This is a genomic window from Polynucleobacter sp. IMCC30063 (assembly GCF_021395235.1).
GTDB lineage: Bacteria > Pseudomonadota > Gammaproteobacteria > Burkholderiales > Burkholderiaceae > Polynucleobacter.
The window spans coordinates 204,982-218,844 of sequence record NZ_JAJVCQ010000004.1 but is presented as its reverse complement, the minus strand read 5'-3'; the positions used below and the strand labels follow the sequence as shown (position 1 = coordinate 218,844).

Genomic DNA, 13,863 nt, shown 5'->3' with positions numbered 1-13,863 from the left:
CAATTAAAAGGGTTCGTACCCACTAAAGCTACTACCAGAACCATTGGAGCCATTACTCGATGAAAAGCCGGCAGCCCCGAGCGCCAAATTATCAAATTTAGTGTATGGGCCTTGCCAGCTGAGGCGAATCGTTCCAATCGGTCCATTACGCTGCTTGCCAATAATAATTTCCGCCACGCCTTTATCGGTAGTGGTATCGGGGTGATAAACCTCATCACGATAGATAAACATAATTAAATCGGCATCTTGTTCAATTGCACCCGACTCACGTAAATCAGACATGATGGGGCGCTTATTGGGGCGCTGCTCTAAACCACGATTTAATTGTGACAATGCCAGCACGGGGCATTGCAATTCCTTAGCAAGTGACTTTAAAGAACGAGAAATTTCTGAAATCTCAGTGGCGCGATTTTCAGAACTAGACCCGCCACTACCGCTCATTAATTGTAAATAGTCAACAATCACCAATCCTAGTGTGCCGCCAAATTTTCGCGCAATACGGCGTGCTCGCGCGCGTAACTCGAGACTTGATAAAGCACCAGACTCATCAATTAAAATTTGGGTATTACTTAAGCGGGCAATCGCATCCGTAACTCGCGGCCATTCATCATCTTGTAACTTCCCGGTACGCATGCGTGATTGATCAACGCGCCCTACTGAGCCCAAAAGGCGTGAAGCTAATTGTGTTCCTGACATTTCCATCGAAAACACTACTACCGGTAAGCCCTCAACTAAAGCGACATTTTCAGCGATATTTAGTGCTAACGCGGTTTTACCCATCGAAGGTCTGCCAGCCACAATGACTAAATCCCCTTTTTGCAAGCCACTTGTTTGTTTATCTAAATCAATAAACCCAGTAGCAATACCCGTAATATCGCTGCCGCCCTGACGGTTATATAGCTCGTCAATGCGTGACACTACCTCTTGCAAGAGCGGCTCAATTTCTAGGTAATCGCCTTTGCGGCTACCCTCTTCCCCAATTTGCAAGATGCGTGATTCAGCTTCATCTAATAAAGTGCGAACGGAACGACCTTCAGGTACAAATGCAGAATTCACGATGCTGTCTGAAACCGCAATCAGTCGGCGCAAAATACTGCGGTCACGCACAATTTCAGCATAGCCTTTGATATTGGCTGCACTGGGCGTATTTTGCGCTAAGGAGTTCAGGTAGTCGATACCCACTAATTCACCCCCCTGCTCTGTCTTCATGGCCTCGTGCACGGTAATCACGTCAGCAGGGTGGTTATCGCCAATTAAGTTTTGTACTACGCGAAAAATTAAGGTGTGTTCAGGGCGATAAAAATCGACCTCGGTGAGAATGCCACCCAGCCTATCCCAAGCAGAATTATCGAGAAGTAAGCCCCCCAGCAGAGACTGTTCAGCCTCTACCGAATGGGGGGGTACTTTTAAGGCCTGTAGTACCGCATCCCCTGACCCCGCCATGCTAGGATTAAGCGTAATAGAACGGGAACGGGATTCAGCCATAAGGCTATATTAAGCCTGTTCGCCAACCACGCGAATCACGATGTTAGAAATCACATCGGTATGTACCGCCACCGCAACAGGATGATCGCCCACAATTTTTAAAGGGCCAGTGGGCATACGCACAAATGATTTTTCAATCTCAAAACCCTTGGCTTTTAAGCCATCGGCAATATCATGGTTGGTGACTGAACCAAACAAACGGCCATCGACTCCTGCCTTTTGACTGATTTCCAGCACTAAGCCATCGAGTTTTTGGCCAACTGTTTGCGCTGCAGCCAGTTTTTCTGCGGCCAGTTTTTCAAGTTCGGCACGACGCGTAGCAAAATCTGCAATCGCTGATTCAGTAGCACGACGCGCTTTACGTTGGGGTATCAAGAAATTACGTGCATAGCCATCTTTGACGCGCACGACATCACCGAGGTTGCCTAAATTAGTGACTTTTTCTAAGAGAATGATTTGCATTAAGGGCTCCCAATTATTTCTTGTGTTGATCTGAATATGGCAACAAAGCCAGGAAACGGGCGCGCTTAATCGCCGTATCTAACTGACGCTGAAATTTTGCTTTTGTACCAGTTAAACGAGCGGGCGTAATTTTTGCATTCTCACCAATAAAATCTTTGAGGGTATCGATATCTTTGTAATCGATTTGCTCAACACCGCCGACCGTAAAGCGACAGTAACGCTTCCGCTTAAACAATGGGTTTTGCGCGGGTTTCTTTTTGAAATCGGGTTTCTTTCCAAACGCCATGATGAATTCCTCTTTAATCTTTCAATTGAATATGGGTAATATGAAATACAAGACGCTGATTACGTAAGGTTTTAGGGGCTAAAAATCCTGCAAACTCTGCCATACTTCCTAAGTTCATTTGCTCTAAACCCCGCTGTACAGGGCCAATCGCAATTGCCTCAACACGCATCTGAATTTTCCTTGGCATGGCTACTTCGCTAACCTCGCCAACATACTCAAGTTGGCAATGCATCACGGGTAGACCTGCTGGGGTAAATCGAATCGCGTCTTTGGATACCAGGGAAGCAGTTAGGGTGAAATGATTCAACGCCGTTCCGCCACTTGCTTACGCTCTATCGCCTCCGTATTTCTCTTAAATTAACTAGCTGATTCCGTCGCAACTGGTGCGTCGGCTTGCGCTTGCTTGCGTGCGTCTTCACGTTGCACTTCCTTCATCATGACGGAAGGCTCAACTTCAGCCTTGCTTGCCTTGATGATTAGGTGACGCAAAACCGCATCGTTAAATTTGAAGGCATGTTCGAGCTCTTCCAGCGTTTTCTGGTCACACTCAATATTCATGCAAACATAATGGGCTTTAGCAAGCTTATCGATCATGTAAGCCATCTGCCGACGACCCCAATCTTCAATGCGATGAACTTTTCCGCCTGCAGCAGCTAACACCGCTTTGTAGCGCTCAATCATCGCGGGCACTTGCTCGCTTTGGTCCGGGTGGACGATAAAGACTATTTCATAATGACGCATCTAACACTCCTTCTGGATAAAGTCATCTGGGCGTCTTGCTAACTTCTGATGGTTTTGAAGTCGGCAGCCAGTATGACAAGGGTGGAAACAAATTGTAGAAAAACTGCAACTCCGATTTATCTAAATTCAGATAAGAGGGCTATTCTAGCAAAAAAGACTGCTCAAGACTCAAATTCAGCGCCCTCGAGGCTTAAAAAGACGCTTAGGCAGGCATGGGAGCATTTTTTTGGAGGTTTAATGATAAATTTTCGTGGTTTTAAGGGCATTCAGTCGATAAAAGTTCTTGAAGTATCAAAACTACTGTATACAATATCAGTATGGACATAAATACAGTCGAATTTCTCAATTTACCCAAATTAACCCCCCGCCAGGGAGAGATTTTGGCCCTTATCTCTCAATCTATTGAAGAAAGTGGTTTGCCGCCTACCCGCGCTGAAATCGCTACTCGACTGGGCTTTGCTTCGGCCAATGCCGCTGAGGAGCACCTGCGTGCCCTCGCCCGCAAAGGGTATGTTGAGTTAAGTCCTGGTACCTCTCGTGGAATTCGGATTCCCCCCCAACATACGCAAAGGCGCGCGCAACATGCTTACCAAATGGCACTGCCCTCAGTGGCATTACAGCAATTAACCCTACCCCTCATTGGTCGAGTAGCTGCTGGCTCGCCCATTATGGCAATTGAACATATTGAAAAACAAGTGCCAATTGACCCCAGCTTATTTAGTAAAGGTGCTGATTATTTATTAAAAGTAAAAGGGATGAGCATGCGCGATGCAGGCATTTTCGATGGCGATTATTTAGCCGTGAAAAAAACCAGTGAAGTGCGCAACGGGGATATCGTGGTAGCTCGGCTAGATGATGAAGTTACCGTAAAACGTTGGCACCAAAAAAGGACGGCGCAGGGCTTGGTAATTGAATTACAGGCAGAGAATCCCGACTTTAAAAACATCTTAGTCGATGCGCGCCAGCCTAACTTTGCCGTTGAAGGTCAGGCGGTTGGCTTAATTCGCTCGCAGGGTTTATAAGCCGAAGTTAGTCTTACTTTTTTGTCGGTGCAACCACATTGGCGTTTTTTGGCGATGAAGTGAGGATGATCTGTGATTTTGGTCCCACCATCGAACCATCAGCAACTTCAACCAGCACAGTGCGGTCACCCTTGGTAAAAACCAAAATACTCCATTTCGCCTTAACGGCGCTAATCGTAGTCCATCCTGCTTTAGGAAACTCAGACTGAAAAAATGCATAAATATCAGTTGGGGTTTGCAAACCGCTCAATACCACGCGCCCCACCCAGGCATCGCCTCTGCCAATAATTAAAGACTCGGCACCAATGATGCGCGCGCCAGTGGGTAAGGGTAAACCGCCCAATAATTCAGCTTGAGTTTGGTTAATTTCATCGGGCGTACCAGTGGCGATATCACCCGAACCCGAGCTTGCGCAGGCAATGAGGAAGCAGGGGAACAAACAACTAAATAAGATTTTGCGCATCACCGTGTCTTTCAGCGATATAGAAAAAGAACTATTCCCATTTTAGGGTGCATTCGAATTTCGTCAAGCAGTGGCATTGAGGCCTCAACTACAGGATAAAGGGGGCTAAATGAAGATAAGTGGAGGTGCGTGAGGGAATCGAACCCCCGTAAGAAGCTTTGCAGGCTCCGGCCTAACCACTCGGCCAACGCACCAAATTCTCGAAGCGAAAATGGGAAGCTTTTTAGGGCTTCCCATCGAACTTGGAGCGGGAAACGAGGCTCGAACTCGCGACCTCAACCTTGGCAAGGTTGCGCTCTACCAACTGAGCTATTCCCGCGTAATAGGGCGCTAGTTTAGCAAATAATCCCTTAACCTGCCTCTTTACTGCTTATCAACCAATTGAGGGAAGGCTTTTTGCAAATAATAAAACATCGACCACAGCGTTAATAGGGCAGCGACCCAAATTAACCAACTCCCTACCCGCGCACAATCAAGCCAGCCAAACAGGGTATCGTTAAGTAGCAAAAAGGGAATAGCCACAAGCTGCGCCCCAGTTTTTAGCTTACCGATGAAATGCACCGCCACGCTCCGTGAAGCTCCGACTTGAGCCATCCATTCGCGTAAGGCCGAGATCGTAATTTCACGCCCAATAATCACCAGCGCAACCCATACCTGCACCCGATCGAGATTTAATAAAACCAACAGTGCTGCCGCCACAATTAATTTGTCGGCTACCGGATCGAGAAAGCCGCCAAAAGCTGATTCTTGACCCCAGCGGCGGGCTAAAAAACCATCTAACCAATCGGTTAATGCGGCTAAGACAAAAAGAATGGTGCCGAGTAGATTTTTTTCAAAAGGAGTAAGCCAACTATTAGGTAAATAGAAAATACCAACAATGATTGGAATTGCACCTACCCGCAACCAAGTTAATGCAATCGGTAAATTAAAAGGCATCCTGCAAGCATAAACTAAACCTTGCCAGAATTTAAAAAACCCTTAAGGTTAATGAAGCTGCCGGTAAATTTGTTCGGCTAAAACCTGTGAGATACCCTCTACTCCAAGTAACTCTTCAATACTGGCATTCGCAACGCCGCGCAAACCCCCAAAACGGGCTAATAATTTTTGCCGCCGCTTGGCACCAATGCCTTCAATTTCCTCAAGCCGCGATACGGTGCGGGTTTTGGCTCGCTTCGCTCGCATTCCTGTAATGGCAAAGCGGTGAGCCTCATCACGAATTTGCGCTAACAACATTAATGCTGCACTATCGACTCCTAAAGCAATCGCGGCGCGATCGTCAGCAAAAATTAAGGTCTCTAAACCGACTTGGCGATTCTCGCCCTTAGCGATGCCAACAATCAAACTAATATCCATACCAAAGTCGACTAGTACTTGGCGAGCCATTTCCACCTGACCTTTACCCCCATCAATCAAAATAACTTGCGGTAATCGTTCGGGTGGAATTTCTTGAAAATTAGCGTAACGACGTTGCAACACTTGGCGCATCGCTGCGTAATCATCACCGGGGGTAATATCCTTAATATTAAAACGCCGATATTCGCTGGCTTGCATGGCATTTTTTGCATACACCACACAAGCTGCTTGAGTTGCCTCACCTGCGGTATGACTAATATCAAAGCACTCAATACGTAACTGCTCTAAATTGTCGACCTCCAAAGCCAAAATATCGGCTAAGGCGCGCGCTTTAGCGAGTTGTCCACCCGCTTCAACTAAACGCTTGGCGATGGCAATTTTTGCATTGCCTTCAGCCATCGCTAACCAATGGCGTCGTTGGCCATGGGGTTGATGCAGAAAATGGATTTTACGACCCGCTCTAGCTTGTAATACCTCTGGTAAATCAAACGCTAATTCAACGTCGCCTTCAGCTTGAGTCAAGTGACTCAAAATAATCGTCGGTGGAATAAAATGACTATCTGAAGCTACGTCTCCATCTAAGTAATGTTGTTGCATAAAAGCTTCTAAAATTTCTGCTGGGGCAGGCAATTCACCAGCCACCGAGCGCAAGGCCTTCGGAAAATACGCGCGGTCGCCTAAGTGACGTCCGCCACGAACCATTGCCAAATTAACGCAGATCATTCCCTCTAATTCGGCTACTGCCAAAATGTCCACATCGCCTTCACCATCGGCAACCGCGTCCATCGATTGTTGTTGCAAGACGCTCGATAAATCGGCAATTCGATCACGTAATACTGCGGCCATTTCAAACTCCATAGCAGCACTATGCGCCTCCATTTCCTTTTCGAGCTCTACCAAAACCTGACTATGGTCGCCCTCTAAAAATCGCATCGCTTGAGTTACATCTTGACCGTATTGCTCTTCACTTAAGCGGCCAACACAGGGCGCACTACAACGATGAATTTGATGGAGTAAACAAGGCCGACTACGATTCTTAAAAACAGAATCTTCACACGTTCTCAAACGAAATACCTTTTGCAAAATTTGGATGCTATTGCGCACCGCCCAGGCATTAGGAAAAGGGCCAAAATACCGATTACGCCGGTCGACCTTGCCGCGATAAGAAGCTAAACGTGGAAAGGAACTGCCACTCAACATGAGATAGGGATAAGACTTATCATCGCGAAACAAAATATTGAACGGCGGCGCCAATTCCTTGATTAAATTATTTTCTAAAATTAAGGCTTCAGACTCGGTCCGAGTTACAGTGGTTTCATAGCGCGCAATTTTTCCCACCATGCGTTCAATCCGCGGTGATAATTGAGTGCGCTGAAAATAACTGGCGACTCGCTTCTTTAGATCGCGGGCTTTCCCGACATACAAAATATGGCCTGCCGCGTCAAAAAAGCGATAGACCCCTGGTAAACCAGGGAGCCGTTTAACATCTTTTTGTAAGGTTTTGAAAAGCGAATCACTCATGCGTTGGGATATTTTCTGTCAAATCGTTGATAACTTTGGAGATGCAGGGGTTTGCTGGCGTCTTGCCCGCAGTTTAGCAATTCGCCACAAGCAAGTTGTTCGTCTTTTTTGTGATGATCTAACTACCCTTAATTTACTCGTTTCCGGTCAACTGCCGATGATGGGGCTCACAATCCATGCGTGGGAGGCAAGCTCTAACCCTCTCCTTAATAACACCTCTGCCCAGATGGCTCCGGATGTGGTGATTGAAGCCTTTGGCTGCGAGCTGCCCCAAGCCTATCTCACGAACCTCGTTATTGCCAACCACCAAGCAGTCTTAATTAATTTGGAATACCTCAGCGCCGAAGCATGGGTTGGTGAATATCATGCCAAAGCCTCTCCCCAGGCACATGGTTTAGCAAAATATTTCTTCTTTCCAGGCTTTCAAGCCAATACCGGGGGCCTACTCATTGATCCGGTTTTGCCAATACCCACTATAGCTGCACCGCCTGCCAGCCTTGCAAGCCTTTGGCAGCAAATGCGCCCGACAGCGCAACGCATTAGTATTTTTTGCTACCCCACAGCGCCCTTGCAGGAATGGCTTAAGAACCTTGCCACGCTAGATGCTGAATACGATGTTTTGCTCACCTTTGACCACGCCTCCTACTTAAATCAAGCGCTAATATTGCCTGAGTCGATGCGCCTGCATTTTTTACCTTTTATTCCGCAAGATGACTATGACTGGCTCCTGCACCAATGCGATTTCAATATCGTGCGCGGTGAGGATTCATTTGTTCGCGCACAACTCGCTGCTAAACCGTTTTTCTGGAACATCTATCCGCAAGACGACTTAGCGCATGAGGTCAAACTTAAGGCATTTCTCGACCTCTATTTAGAAAATGCCTCGCCCGCACTCATTTCAGCTTGCTGGCAAGCCTCTAAATGGGCCTCTCCTACAGTCTGGTGGGCCCTATTACCCGAATGGGAAACCCATGCCAAATTATGGCGTACCAAGTTGCTGGCCGAACAAGCTGATGGCGGCTTGGCAGCCCGTTTATTACGTTTTATCGAGTAATCGCCGCCAAATAGGTAAAATGGTGGGCTTTTGCGTCACCCAATCTCAATTTGTCATTAGGATCATTAGGAACACCCAAGATGAAAACAGCTCAAGAACTCCGCGTTGGTAACGTAGTGATGGTCGGCACCGATGCCATGGTAGTGGTGAAAGCCGAATACAGTCGCTCAGGGCGCAACTCTTCAGTGGTGAAAATGAAATTAAAAAATTTGTTAACAGGCACGCCGAATGAGGGCGTTTATAAAGCTGATGACAAATTCGATGTGGTGATCTTAGATAAAAAAGACTGCACCTATTCCTATTTTGCCGATCCCATGTATGTATTTATGGATGCCGAATATAACCAGTATGAGGTTGAATCTGAATTCATGGGCGATGCATTGCATTACCTCGAAGAAGGCATGCCCTGTGAAGTTGTGTTCTACGAAGGCAAAGCACTCTCGGTAGCAATGCCAAATTCATTGGTTCGCGAGATTATTTATACCGAACCGGCAGTTAAAGGTGATACCAGTTCGGGCAAAGTATTGAAAAACGCCAAATTAGCTACTGGCCATGAATTACAAGTGCCGCTGTTCTGTAACACTGGCGACAAAATAGAAATTGATACCCGTACAGGCGAATATCGTAGTCGCGCTAATTAAACGCCAGATCAATCAGGATTAGTTTAAAAACTGAGTGCGCTTAAATTAGCTGCAGCTGGCTCAGTAACTTTTTCGCCTGGACATATTCTGCCTGCTGCTGCAATTCATCCCAACTGAAGCCCGCAACGCGCGGCATTAGATGACTTAATCGCTGTCTTGAAGACTGCAATTTTGCGCTAGATACCTTTAACTCTGTGAGTAAACGATCTGCTAAATCGGGGCGATTACAAATTAATACTGCATCACAACCTGCTGTTAATGCTAATTGCGCTGCCTTGACCACATCACCTGCCACACTAGCGCCTTCCATGGCTAAATCATCACTAAAAATGACCCCCTGAAAAGCCAATTTCTGGCGCAAAATGGTTTGTAACCAAATTGCGGAAAACCCCGCCGGATGCTGATCGACTTTGGGATAAATTACGTGTGCAGGCATGACAGCCGCTAAACTCAAATGCAACCATTCATAAGGTTTGACATCATCATTCAGGATTTTTTTTAAGGGTCGCTCATCTACGGGTATAGCGACATGGGAATCCGCTTTTGCCCAACCATGCCCAGGAAAGTGCTTTCCGCAATTGGCCATGCCAGCCATTTGCAATCCCGCATTTAAGCTTTTAGCTAAAGCAAACACAATTTGTGGATCTCGCGAAAAAGAACGATCGCCAATCACTCCACTACGTTGAAAATCTAAATCTAACACTGGTGTAAAACTAAAATCAACTCCACACGCACGTAACTCTGCAGCTAAAACATATCCACAGGCAGTAGCAGTTTGCATGGCCCGGATTGCTGCAGTTGCAGGATAGTTTGTGGCTTTCACAGCTTTCCCATCAGCGAACCACATTTCACCCAAACGACCCATTGCAGGTAAATGCGTAAAGCCATCTTTTTTACAACGCTGCACTCGACCACCCTCATGATCAATCGAGATCAGCACATCGGGGCGCAAAGCCTTAATACTCGCAGTCAACTTAGTTAGTTGAGCCCGATTGGTAAAGTTTCTACCAAATAAAATCACGCCTCCTGTTAAGGGATGCAAAATACGCTGGCGATCTGTCGCAGTCAAACTAAGGCCAAGAACATCTAAGGTAATCGGTCCTGGCGCAATTTGTGGAGCTATTTTTTTCATGCTTGAGTACTCACAATGACAAAAGCAATGACCATATCTTGCTCATCGCTAACAGTCACTTGAGCATGCCAATCACGCTCTGCCATCCAATGCGCTAGCACACCGGTGTAATGGAGTATGGGCTTACCGCTCGCTTCATTCAATGTTTCAACCGAACGCCAGCTCATCGGTGTATGCATACCAAGACCAATGGCTTTTGAAAATGCCTCTTTTGCGGCAAAACGGGTTGCCAAATAGGCCATGCCACGGCGATGATTGCGAGCCAAGCGTTGACTAAACACCATCAGCTCTTGTTCACCTAAAATACGCTTCGCTAGACGACCCTGTGTACGCTCATATGCCGCAACCAAACGGGGTAATTGCAAAATATCAGTGCCAATGCCGATAATCATCTTTTATCAGCTCCACTGCGCGCATTGAGCATGATTTTTTTCATTGCCGTAATGGCTGGTTGCCAACCCTTAAATATAGCCTCTGCCACAATGGCATGACCAATGTTGAGTTCAGAAAGTTCACTAATTTGAGCAATTGGCGCCACATTACCTTCATGTAAGCCATGTCCTGCATTTACCCGCAAGCCTAAGCTTTTAGCTAAGCGGGCTCCCACAACTAAGCGCTGTAACTCTGCTGCTTGCGCTGCACCTTCTGTATCGGCATAGCGACCCGTATGTAACTCGACGACGGTAGCGCCAAGCTGTTGTGCTGCTTCTATCTGGGACAAAGTCGGATCAATAAATAAGGATACCCGTATGCCTGCAGCTTGTAATAGCTGTACCGCTGCTTGCACTTCTGCCTTCTGTTTGAGCACATCAAGCCCGCCCTCAGTTGTCACTTCGCTACGTCGTTCGGGCACTAAGCAAACATCATGGGGCTTGACTCGGCAAGCAATGGCGAGCATTTCTGGGGTGACCGCACACTCTAAATTCATACGGGTAGTGATTAAGGGTCGCAGAGCAAACAAATCAGCATCTTTAATATGGCGTCGATCTTCACGTAAATGCAAAGTAATTAAATCAGCTCCTGCTGCTTCAGCTTCGAGCGCGGCACGAAGAGGATCGGGATACAGGGTACCGCGAGCATTACGTAAAGTCGCTACGTGATCAATATTGACACCTAACTCAAGTGTCGAGTGATTAGTCTGTACAGAGAGGCTCATAGGGCAAGGTTAACTGATTTATAAAATGATTTAGATTTTTTTGAGATCAATCAAAATTTGTCGAGTTGTTAAGACTTGGTCTTGTAAATGCAAGCCAAGCAAAAACCGCATGAGCTGCTTACTTTCGGTGAGCGTCTCCGCTCCTGCATAATCACCCACCGCAATCTGCGCCAAAGTATCGCCACTTAATACCGGCCAGTGTCCAGGATCATCGGCTTGCCAAGGGCGAATACCACGCTCAGGTTGATAAACATATTGTTTACCAGTTTCGGGAACGGTATTCGTTTCAACGCAACGGTCTAAAGCAGCAGCATAGCCAGTTTCTTGCAAGAGACTTAACTCAAATGGTCGCAAGATTTGCTCAATACCTAAACGCGCCTGCTCTAACTCTGCCAGGGCAAGAATGGTTTGGGCATAACGATCGTAAAGCTTTTCGTAAGCATCTTCGCGGGCTAAAAACTTCACCAACAGTTCGTTGAGATAAAAACCACATAGCAAGGCATCGCCTACTAATGAGGGCGTACCCCCCACCCACTCAGATTTAGTGAGGGTGCGTAATTCAGAACGACCGCTCCAAGAGACTAATAGGGGTTGAAAGCGCTGTAATACCGGGCGTAATACCGAATGAGGACGTTTCGCTCCCTTCGCAATTAAGGCCATCCGCCCATGTTGACGAGTAAAAACATCAAGAATTAAGCTGGTTTCTTTATAGGGAATACTATGCAGTACAAAAGCGGGCTCATCGATGATTCGAATTGAAGCCATTTATTCCAAGCCCTGTGCTCGCAATTCAGCATGATCCTCGGCCCAACCCCGCTTCACCTTAACCCAGGTTTCTAAAAAAACTTTACCGTCAAAGAGTTTTTCCATATCGATACGGGCTTCAGTTGAAATTTTCTTTAAGCGCTCACCCTTCTCGCCAATAATCATTGGCTTATGGCTGTCCCGATTAACCAAAATAGTCGCCGCAATACGGCGCATCCGACCATCCATTTTAAATTGATCGATGATCACCGAACTGGCATAAGGCAACTCTTCACCAGTGTAACGAAAAACCTTCTCACGCAAAATCTCAGCCGCTAAAAATCGTTCGCTGCGATCGGTTAATGTTTCTGGATCATACTGAGCCTCACCAAGAGGTAAATAATTTTCCAAAAGATCAAGCAGTCGCTTAACATCATCGGGATTTTTACCGCTCATGGGTACAATCTCAGCAAACTGCTGCGTTTGGTCAGGTCGACCGCCCAGCTCATTCCATGGCAAACCCATTTGTTTCATAAAATCGAGTAAGACTAAATCGCGCTCGCCAGGAGTTTGAAAGCGCCGAGAAAATAAATCCAGCTTATTAAGTACTAAAATAATCGGTAAGTCAGGTGGCAAAAGCTGCAATACTTTGACATCATCGGCCCCAAAGTATCCGGCCTCAACTACAAAACAAGCCACATTAACTCCCTGCAAAGCGCTGGTAACCGTACGATTCAGCGCCTTATTGAGGGTGTTCATTAATCGGGTTTGGAAGCCTGGAGTGTCGATAAAAATAAATTGTGCTTGGGGGCGAGTTTGAATCCCTAAAATACGATGGCGTGTGGTTTGCGCTTTACGCGAGGTAATGCTAATTTTCTGCCCCACTAAAGCATTTAACAGCGTCGACTTACCCATATTGGGTCTACCCACAATTGCAATGGTGCCGCAGCGAAACACACCATCAGCAAGCGTCTCTAGGGATACATCTGCTCCACCTTCAATTGTCATATTAGCCTTTTAGCTTCAGCTTCAACTGTTCATCGGTGGAGGCCGATTTGGCCGCTTTTTTCTTTGCCGAGCGGGTTTTCTTGGGTTTGCGAGTTTCTTGGGGCAGCGCTTTTTGTAAGGCACTTAAGGCTAACTTAGCTGCCGCTTGTTCAGCGGCACGGCGCGATGCCCCACCACCCTTTACTTGAATTTTTAAGCTCGCAATCACGCACTCGACTTCAAATTGCTGGCTATGCGCAGCCCCAGTTGTACCGGTAACGTTATAGGCTGGCAAAGGCATTTGAAAACCCTGCAAATACTCTTGTAAAAGCGTTTTGTCGTCTTTACCCAGAGTTTTTGGATCAACATGCGCCAAGATCGTGGAATACAATTTATTTAAGCTTGCGCGTGCCGCATCAAATCCGCCATCAATAAAAATAGCGCCAGTTACCGCCTCTAAGGTGTCAGCCAAAATAGAAGGTCGATGAAAACCACCACTTTTTAACTCGCCCTCTCCTAGGCGCAAATAATCGGAGAGCGATAACGATTGTGCAATTTCATACAACGCCTGCTGCTTTACCAAATTTGCCCGCACCCGCGACAAGTCGCCTTCATCTAAATCAGAATAACGTTCATATAACATTTCGGCAACGACACAATTCAAGACTGAGTCGCCTAAGAACTCTAAGCGTTCATTATTTTTTTTACTATGGCTGCGATGAGTAAGCGCTTGGTTTAGCAGCTCAGGTTTTTTAAAGCTATAGCCCAAACGCTCTTGCAGGGGTCCGTGGTCGATCACAGCGCGAGCGTTCATGG

17 protein-coding genes and 2 tRNA genes are annotated in these 13,863 nt (G+C 46.7%); 3 read left to right on the top strand and 16 right to left on the bottom strand.

Translation table 11 applies throughout. The annotated features are described in order from the left end of the window. Positions 1–3: 3 nt before the first annotated feature. From dnaB to rpsF, 5 genes are read right to left on the bottom strand one after another with little or no spacing between them, the layout of a single operon-like run. Complete coding sequence (dnaB, locus tag LZG75_RS09295) at positions 4–1,443, bottom strand: replicative DNA helicase (protein ID WP_233924379.1); 1,440 nt, start codon at positions 1,441–1,443, stop codon at positions 4–6. A 51-nt stretch (positions 1,444–1,494) separates the two neighbouring features. Beyond that, the gene (gene rplI / locus LZG75_RS09290) at positions 1,495–1,947 is read right to left on the bottom strand and encodes a 50S ribosomal protein L9 (RefSeq protein ID WP_233924238.1); all 453 of its coding nucleotides are present in this window, start codon (positions 1,945–1,947) and stop codon (positions 1,495–1,497) included. Positions 1,948–1,960: 13 nt separating this feature from the next. Next, positions 1,961–2,233, bottom strand: coding sequence for a 30S ribosomal protein S18 (gene rpsR / locus LZG75_RS09285; protein ID WP_233924237.1), 273 nt, complete (start codon positions 2,231–2,233; stop codon positions 1,961–1,963). Positions 2,234–2,246: 13 nt separating this feature from the next. Continuing rightward, positions 2,247–2,540, bottom strand: a complete 294-nt coding sequence (gene priB, locus LZG75_RS09280) for a primosomal replication protein N (protein WP_233924236.1) — start codon at positions 2,538–2,540, stop codon at positions 2,247–2,249. Positions 2,541–2,590: 50 nt separating this feature from the next. Beyond that, positions 2,591–2,974 carry a 30S ribosomal protein S6 gene (gene rpsF / locus LZG75_RS09275; RefSeq protein WP_233924235.1) on the bottom strand — a complete coding sequence of 128 codons (384 nt, stop codon included), beginning with the start codon at positions 2,972–2,974 and terminating at the stop codon, positions 2,591–2,593. Positions 2,975–3,291: 317 nt separating this feature from the next. Here rpsF and lexA point away from each other — a divergent pair, with 317 nt between their 5' ends. After that, positions 3,292–3,996 (top strand): transcriptional repressor LexA, encoded by a 705-nt coding sequence (gene lexA, locus LZG75_RS09270; protein WP_233924234.1) that lies wholly within the window; start codon positions 3,292–3,294, stop codon positions 3,994–3,996. Positions 3,997–4,009: 13 nt separating this feature from the next. On the opposite strand, the gene LZG75_RS09265 is transcribed toward lexA, so the two are convergent. From LZG75_RS09265 to uvrC, 5 genes are all read right to left on the bottom strand, one after another. Next, the gene (locus tag LZG75_RS09265) at positions 4,010–4,459 is read right to left on the bottom strand and encodes a hypothetical protein (RefSeq protein ID WP_233924233.1); all 450 of its coding nucleotides are present in this window, start codon (positions 4,457–4,459) and stop codon (positions 4,010–4,012) included. 120 nt (positions 4,460–4,579) lie between these two features. Beyond that, positions 4,580–4,653 (bottom strand) — tRNA-Cys (locus LZG75_RS09260). A 49-nt stretch (positions 4,654–4,702) separates the two neighbouring features. Further along, a tRNA-Gly gene (locus LZG75_RS09255) sits at positions 4,703–4,778 on the bottom strand. 44 nt (positions 4,779–4,822) lie between these two features. After that, positions 4,823–5,395, bottom strand: a complete 573-nt coding sequence (gene pgsA, locus LZG75_RS09250; RefSeq protein WP_233924232.1) for a CDP-diacylglycerol--glycerol-3-phosphate 3-phosphatidyltransferase — start codon at positions 5,393–5,395, stop codon at positions 4,823–4,825. A 48-nt stretch (positions 5,396–5,443) separates the two neighbouring features. Then, positions 5,444–7,333 carry an excinuclease ABC subunit UvrC gene (gene uvrC / locus LZG75_RS09245; RefSeq protein ID WP_233924231.1) on the bottom strand — a complete coding sequence of 630 codons (1,890 nt, stop codon included), beginning with the start codon at positions 7,331–7,333 and terminating at the stop codon, positions 5,444–5,446. On the opposite strand from uvrC, the gene earP reads away from it, so the two are divergent. Further along, the gene (gene earP, locus LZG75_RS09240; protein ID WP_233937305.1) at positions 7,332–8,387 is read left to right on the top strand and encodes an elongation factor P maturation arginine rhamnosyltransferase EarP; all 1,056 of its coding nucleotides are present in this window, start codon (positions 7,332–7,334) and stop codon (positions 8,385–8,387) included. The genes uvrC and earP overlap by 2 nt on opposite strands. Before the next feature lie 80 nt (positions 8,388–8,467). Then, the gene (gene efp / locus LZG75_RS09235; RefSeq protein WP_233924229.1) at positions 8,468–9,028 is read left to right on the top strand and encodes an elongation factor P; all 561 of its coding nucleotides are present in this window, start codon (positions 8,468–8,470) and stop codon (positions 9,026–9,028) included. 40 nt (positions 9,029–9,068) lie between these two features. Here the strand turns inward: efp and nagZ are convergent, their stop codons facing one another. From nagZ to rnc, 6 genes are read right to left on the bottom strand one after another with little or no spacing between them, the layout of a single operon-like run. Continuing rightward, positions 9,069–10,160 (bottom strand): beta-N-acetylhexosaminidase, encoded by a 1,092-nt coding sequence (gene nagZ / locus LZG75_RS09230; protein WP_233924228.1) that lies wholly within the window; start codon positions 10,158–10,160, stop codon positions 9,069–9,071. After that, positions 10,157–10,552, bottom strand: a complete 396-nt coding sequence (acpS, locus tag LZG75_RS09225) for a holo-ACP synthase (protein ID WP_233937304.1) — start codon at positions 10,550–10,552, stop codon at positions 10,157–10,159. The genes nagZ and acpS overlap by 4 nt, the downstream gene beginning before the upstream one ends. Beyond that, positions 10,549–11,316, bottom strand: coding sequence for a pyridoxine 5'-phosphate synthase (locus LZG75_RS09220; RefSeq protein WP_233924226.1), 768 nt, complete (start codon positions 11,314–11,316; stop codon positions 10,549–10,551). Before LZG75_RS09220 ends, acpS begins: the two co-directional genes overlap by 4 nt. A gap of 30 nt (positions 11,317–11,346) precedes the next feature. Continuing rightward, positions 11,347–12,081: a DNA repair protein RecO gene (gene recO / locus LZG75_RS09215; protein WP_233924225.1), complete on the bottom strand. Its 735-nt coding sequence runs from the start codon at positions 12,079–12,081 to the stop codon at positions 11,347–11,349. Then, complete coding sequence (gene era / locus LZG75_RS09210) at positions 12,082–13,068, bottom strand: GTPase Era (protein WP_233924224.1); 987 nt, start codon at positions 13,066–13,068, stop codon at positions 12,082–12,084. 1 nt (position 13,069) lies between these two features. Continuing rightward, entirely contained in the window at positions 13,070–13,861 is a 792-nt protein-coding gene (gene rnc, locus LZG75_RS09205; protein WP_233924223.1) for a ribonuclease III, read from the bottom strand. Positions 13,862–13,863 lie beyond the last annotated feature (2 nt).

Excerpts from the sequence above, each read along its gene's own strand:
- dnaB (WP_233924379.1), bottom strand. The coding sequence starts at position 1,443 with ATGGCGGGGTCAGGGGATGCGGTACTACAGGCCTTAAAAGTACCCCCC.
- pgsA (WP_233924232.1), bottom strand. The coding sequence starts at position 5,395 with ATGCCTTTTAATTTACCGATTGCATTAACTTGGTTGCGGGTAGGTGCA.
- rnc (WP_233924223.1), bottom strand. The coding sequence starts at position 13,861 with ATGAACGCTCGCGCTGTGATCGACCACGGACCCCTGCAAGAGCGTTTG.
- lexA (WP_233924234.1), top strand. The coding sequence starts at position 3,292 with ATGGACATAAATACAGTCGAATTTCTCAATTTACCCAAATTAACCCCC.
- rpsF (WP_233924235.1), bottom strand. The coding sequence starts at position 2,974 with ATGCGTCATTATGAAATAGTCTTTATCGTCCACCCGGACCAAAGCGAG.
- LZG75_RS09265 (WP_233924233.1), bottom strand. The coding sequence starts at position 4,459 with ATGCGCAAAATCTTATTTAGTTGTTTGTTCCCCTGCTTCCTCATTGCC.
- acpS (WP_233937304.1), bottom strand. The coding sequence starts at position 10,552 with ATGATTATCGGCATTGGCACTGATATTTTGCAATTACCCCGTTTGGTT.
- efp (WP_233924229.1), top strand. The coding sequence starts at position 8,468 with ATGAAAACAGCTCAAGAACTCCGCGTTGGTAACGTAGTGATGGTCGGC.
- nagZ (WP_233924228.1), bottom strand. The coding sequence starts at position 10,160 with ATGAAAAAAATAGCTCCACAAATTGCGCCAGGACCGATTACCTTAGAT.
- uvrC (WP_233924231.1), bottom strand. The coding sequence starts at position 7,333 with ATGAGTGATTCGCTTTTCAAAACCTTACAAAAAGATGTTAAACGGCTC.
- rplI (WP_233924238.1), bottom strand. The coding sequence starts at position 1,947 with ATGCAAATCATTCTCTTAGAAAAAGTCACTAATTTAGGCAACCTCGGT.
- recO (WP_233924225.1), bottom strand. The coding sequence starts at position 12,081 with ATGGCTTCAATTCGAATCATCGATGAGCCCGCTTTTGTACTGCATAGT.
- rpsR (WP_233924237.1), bottom strand. The coding sequence starts at position 2,233 with ATGGCGTTTGGAAAGAAACCCGATTTCAAAAAGAAACCCGCGCAAAAC.
- era (WP_233924224.1), bottom strand. The coding sequence starts at position 13,068 with ATGACAATTGAAGGTGGAGCAGATGTATCCCTAGAGACGCTTGCTGAT.
- LZG75_RS09220 (WP_233924226.1), bottom strand. The coding sequence starts at position 11,316 with ATGAGCCTCTCTGTACAGACTAATCACTCGACACTTGAGTTAGGTGTC.
- earP (WP_233937305.1), top strand. The coding sequence starts at position 7,332 with ATGCGTTGGGATATTTTCTGTCAAATCGTTGATAACTTTGGAGATGCA.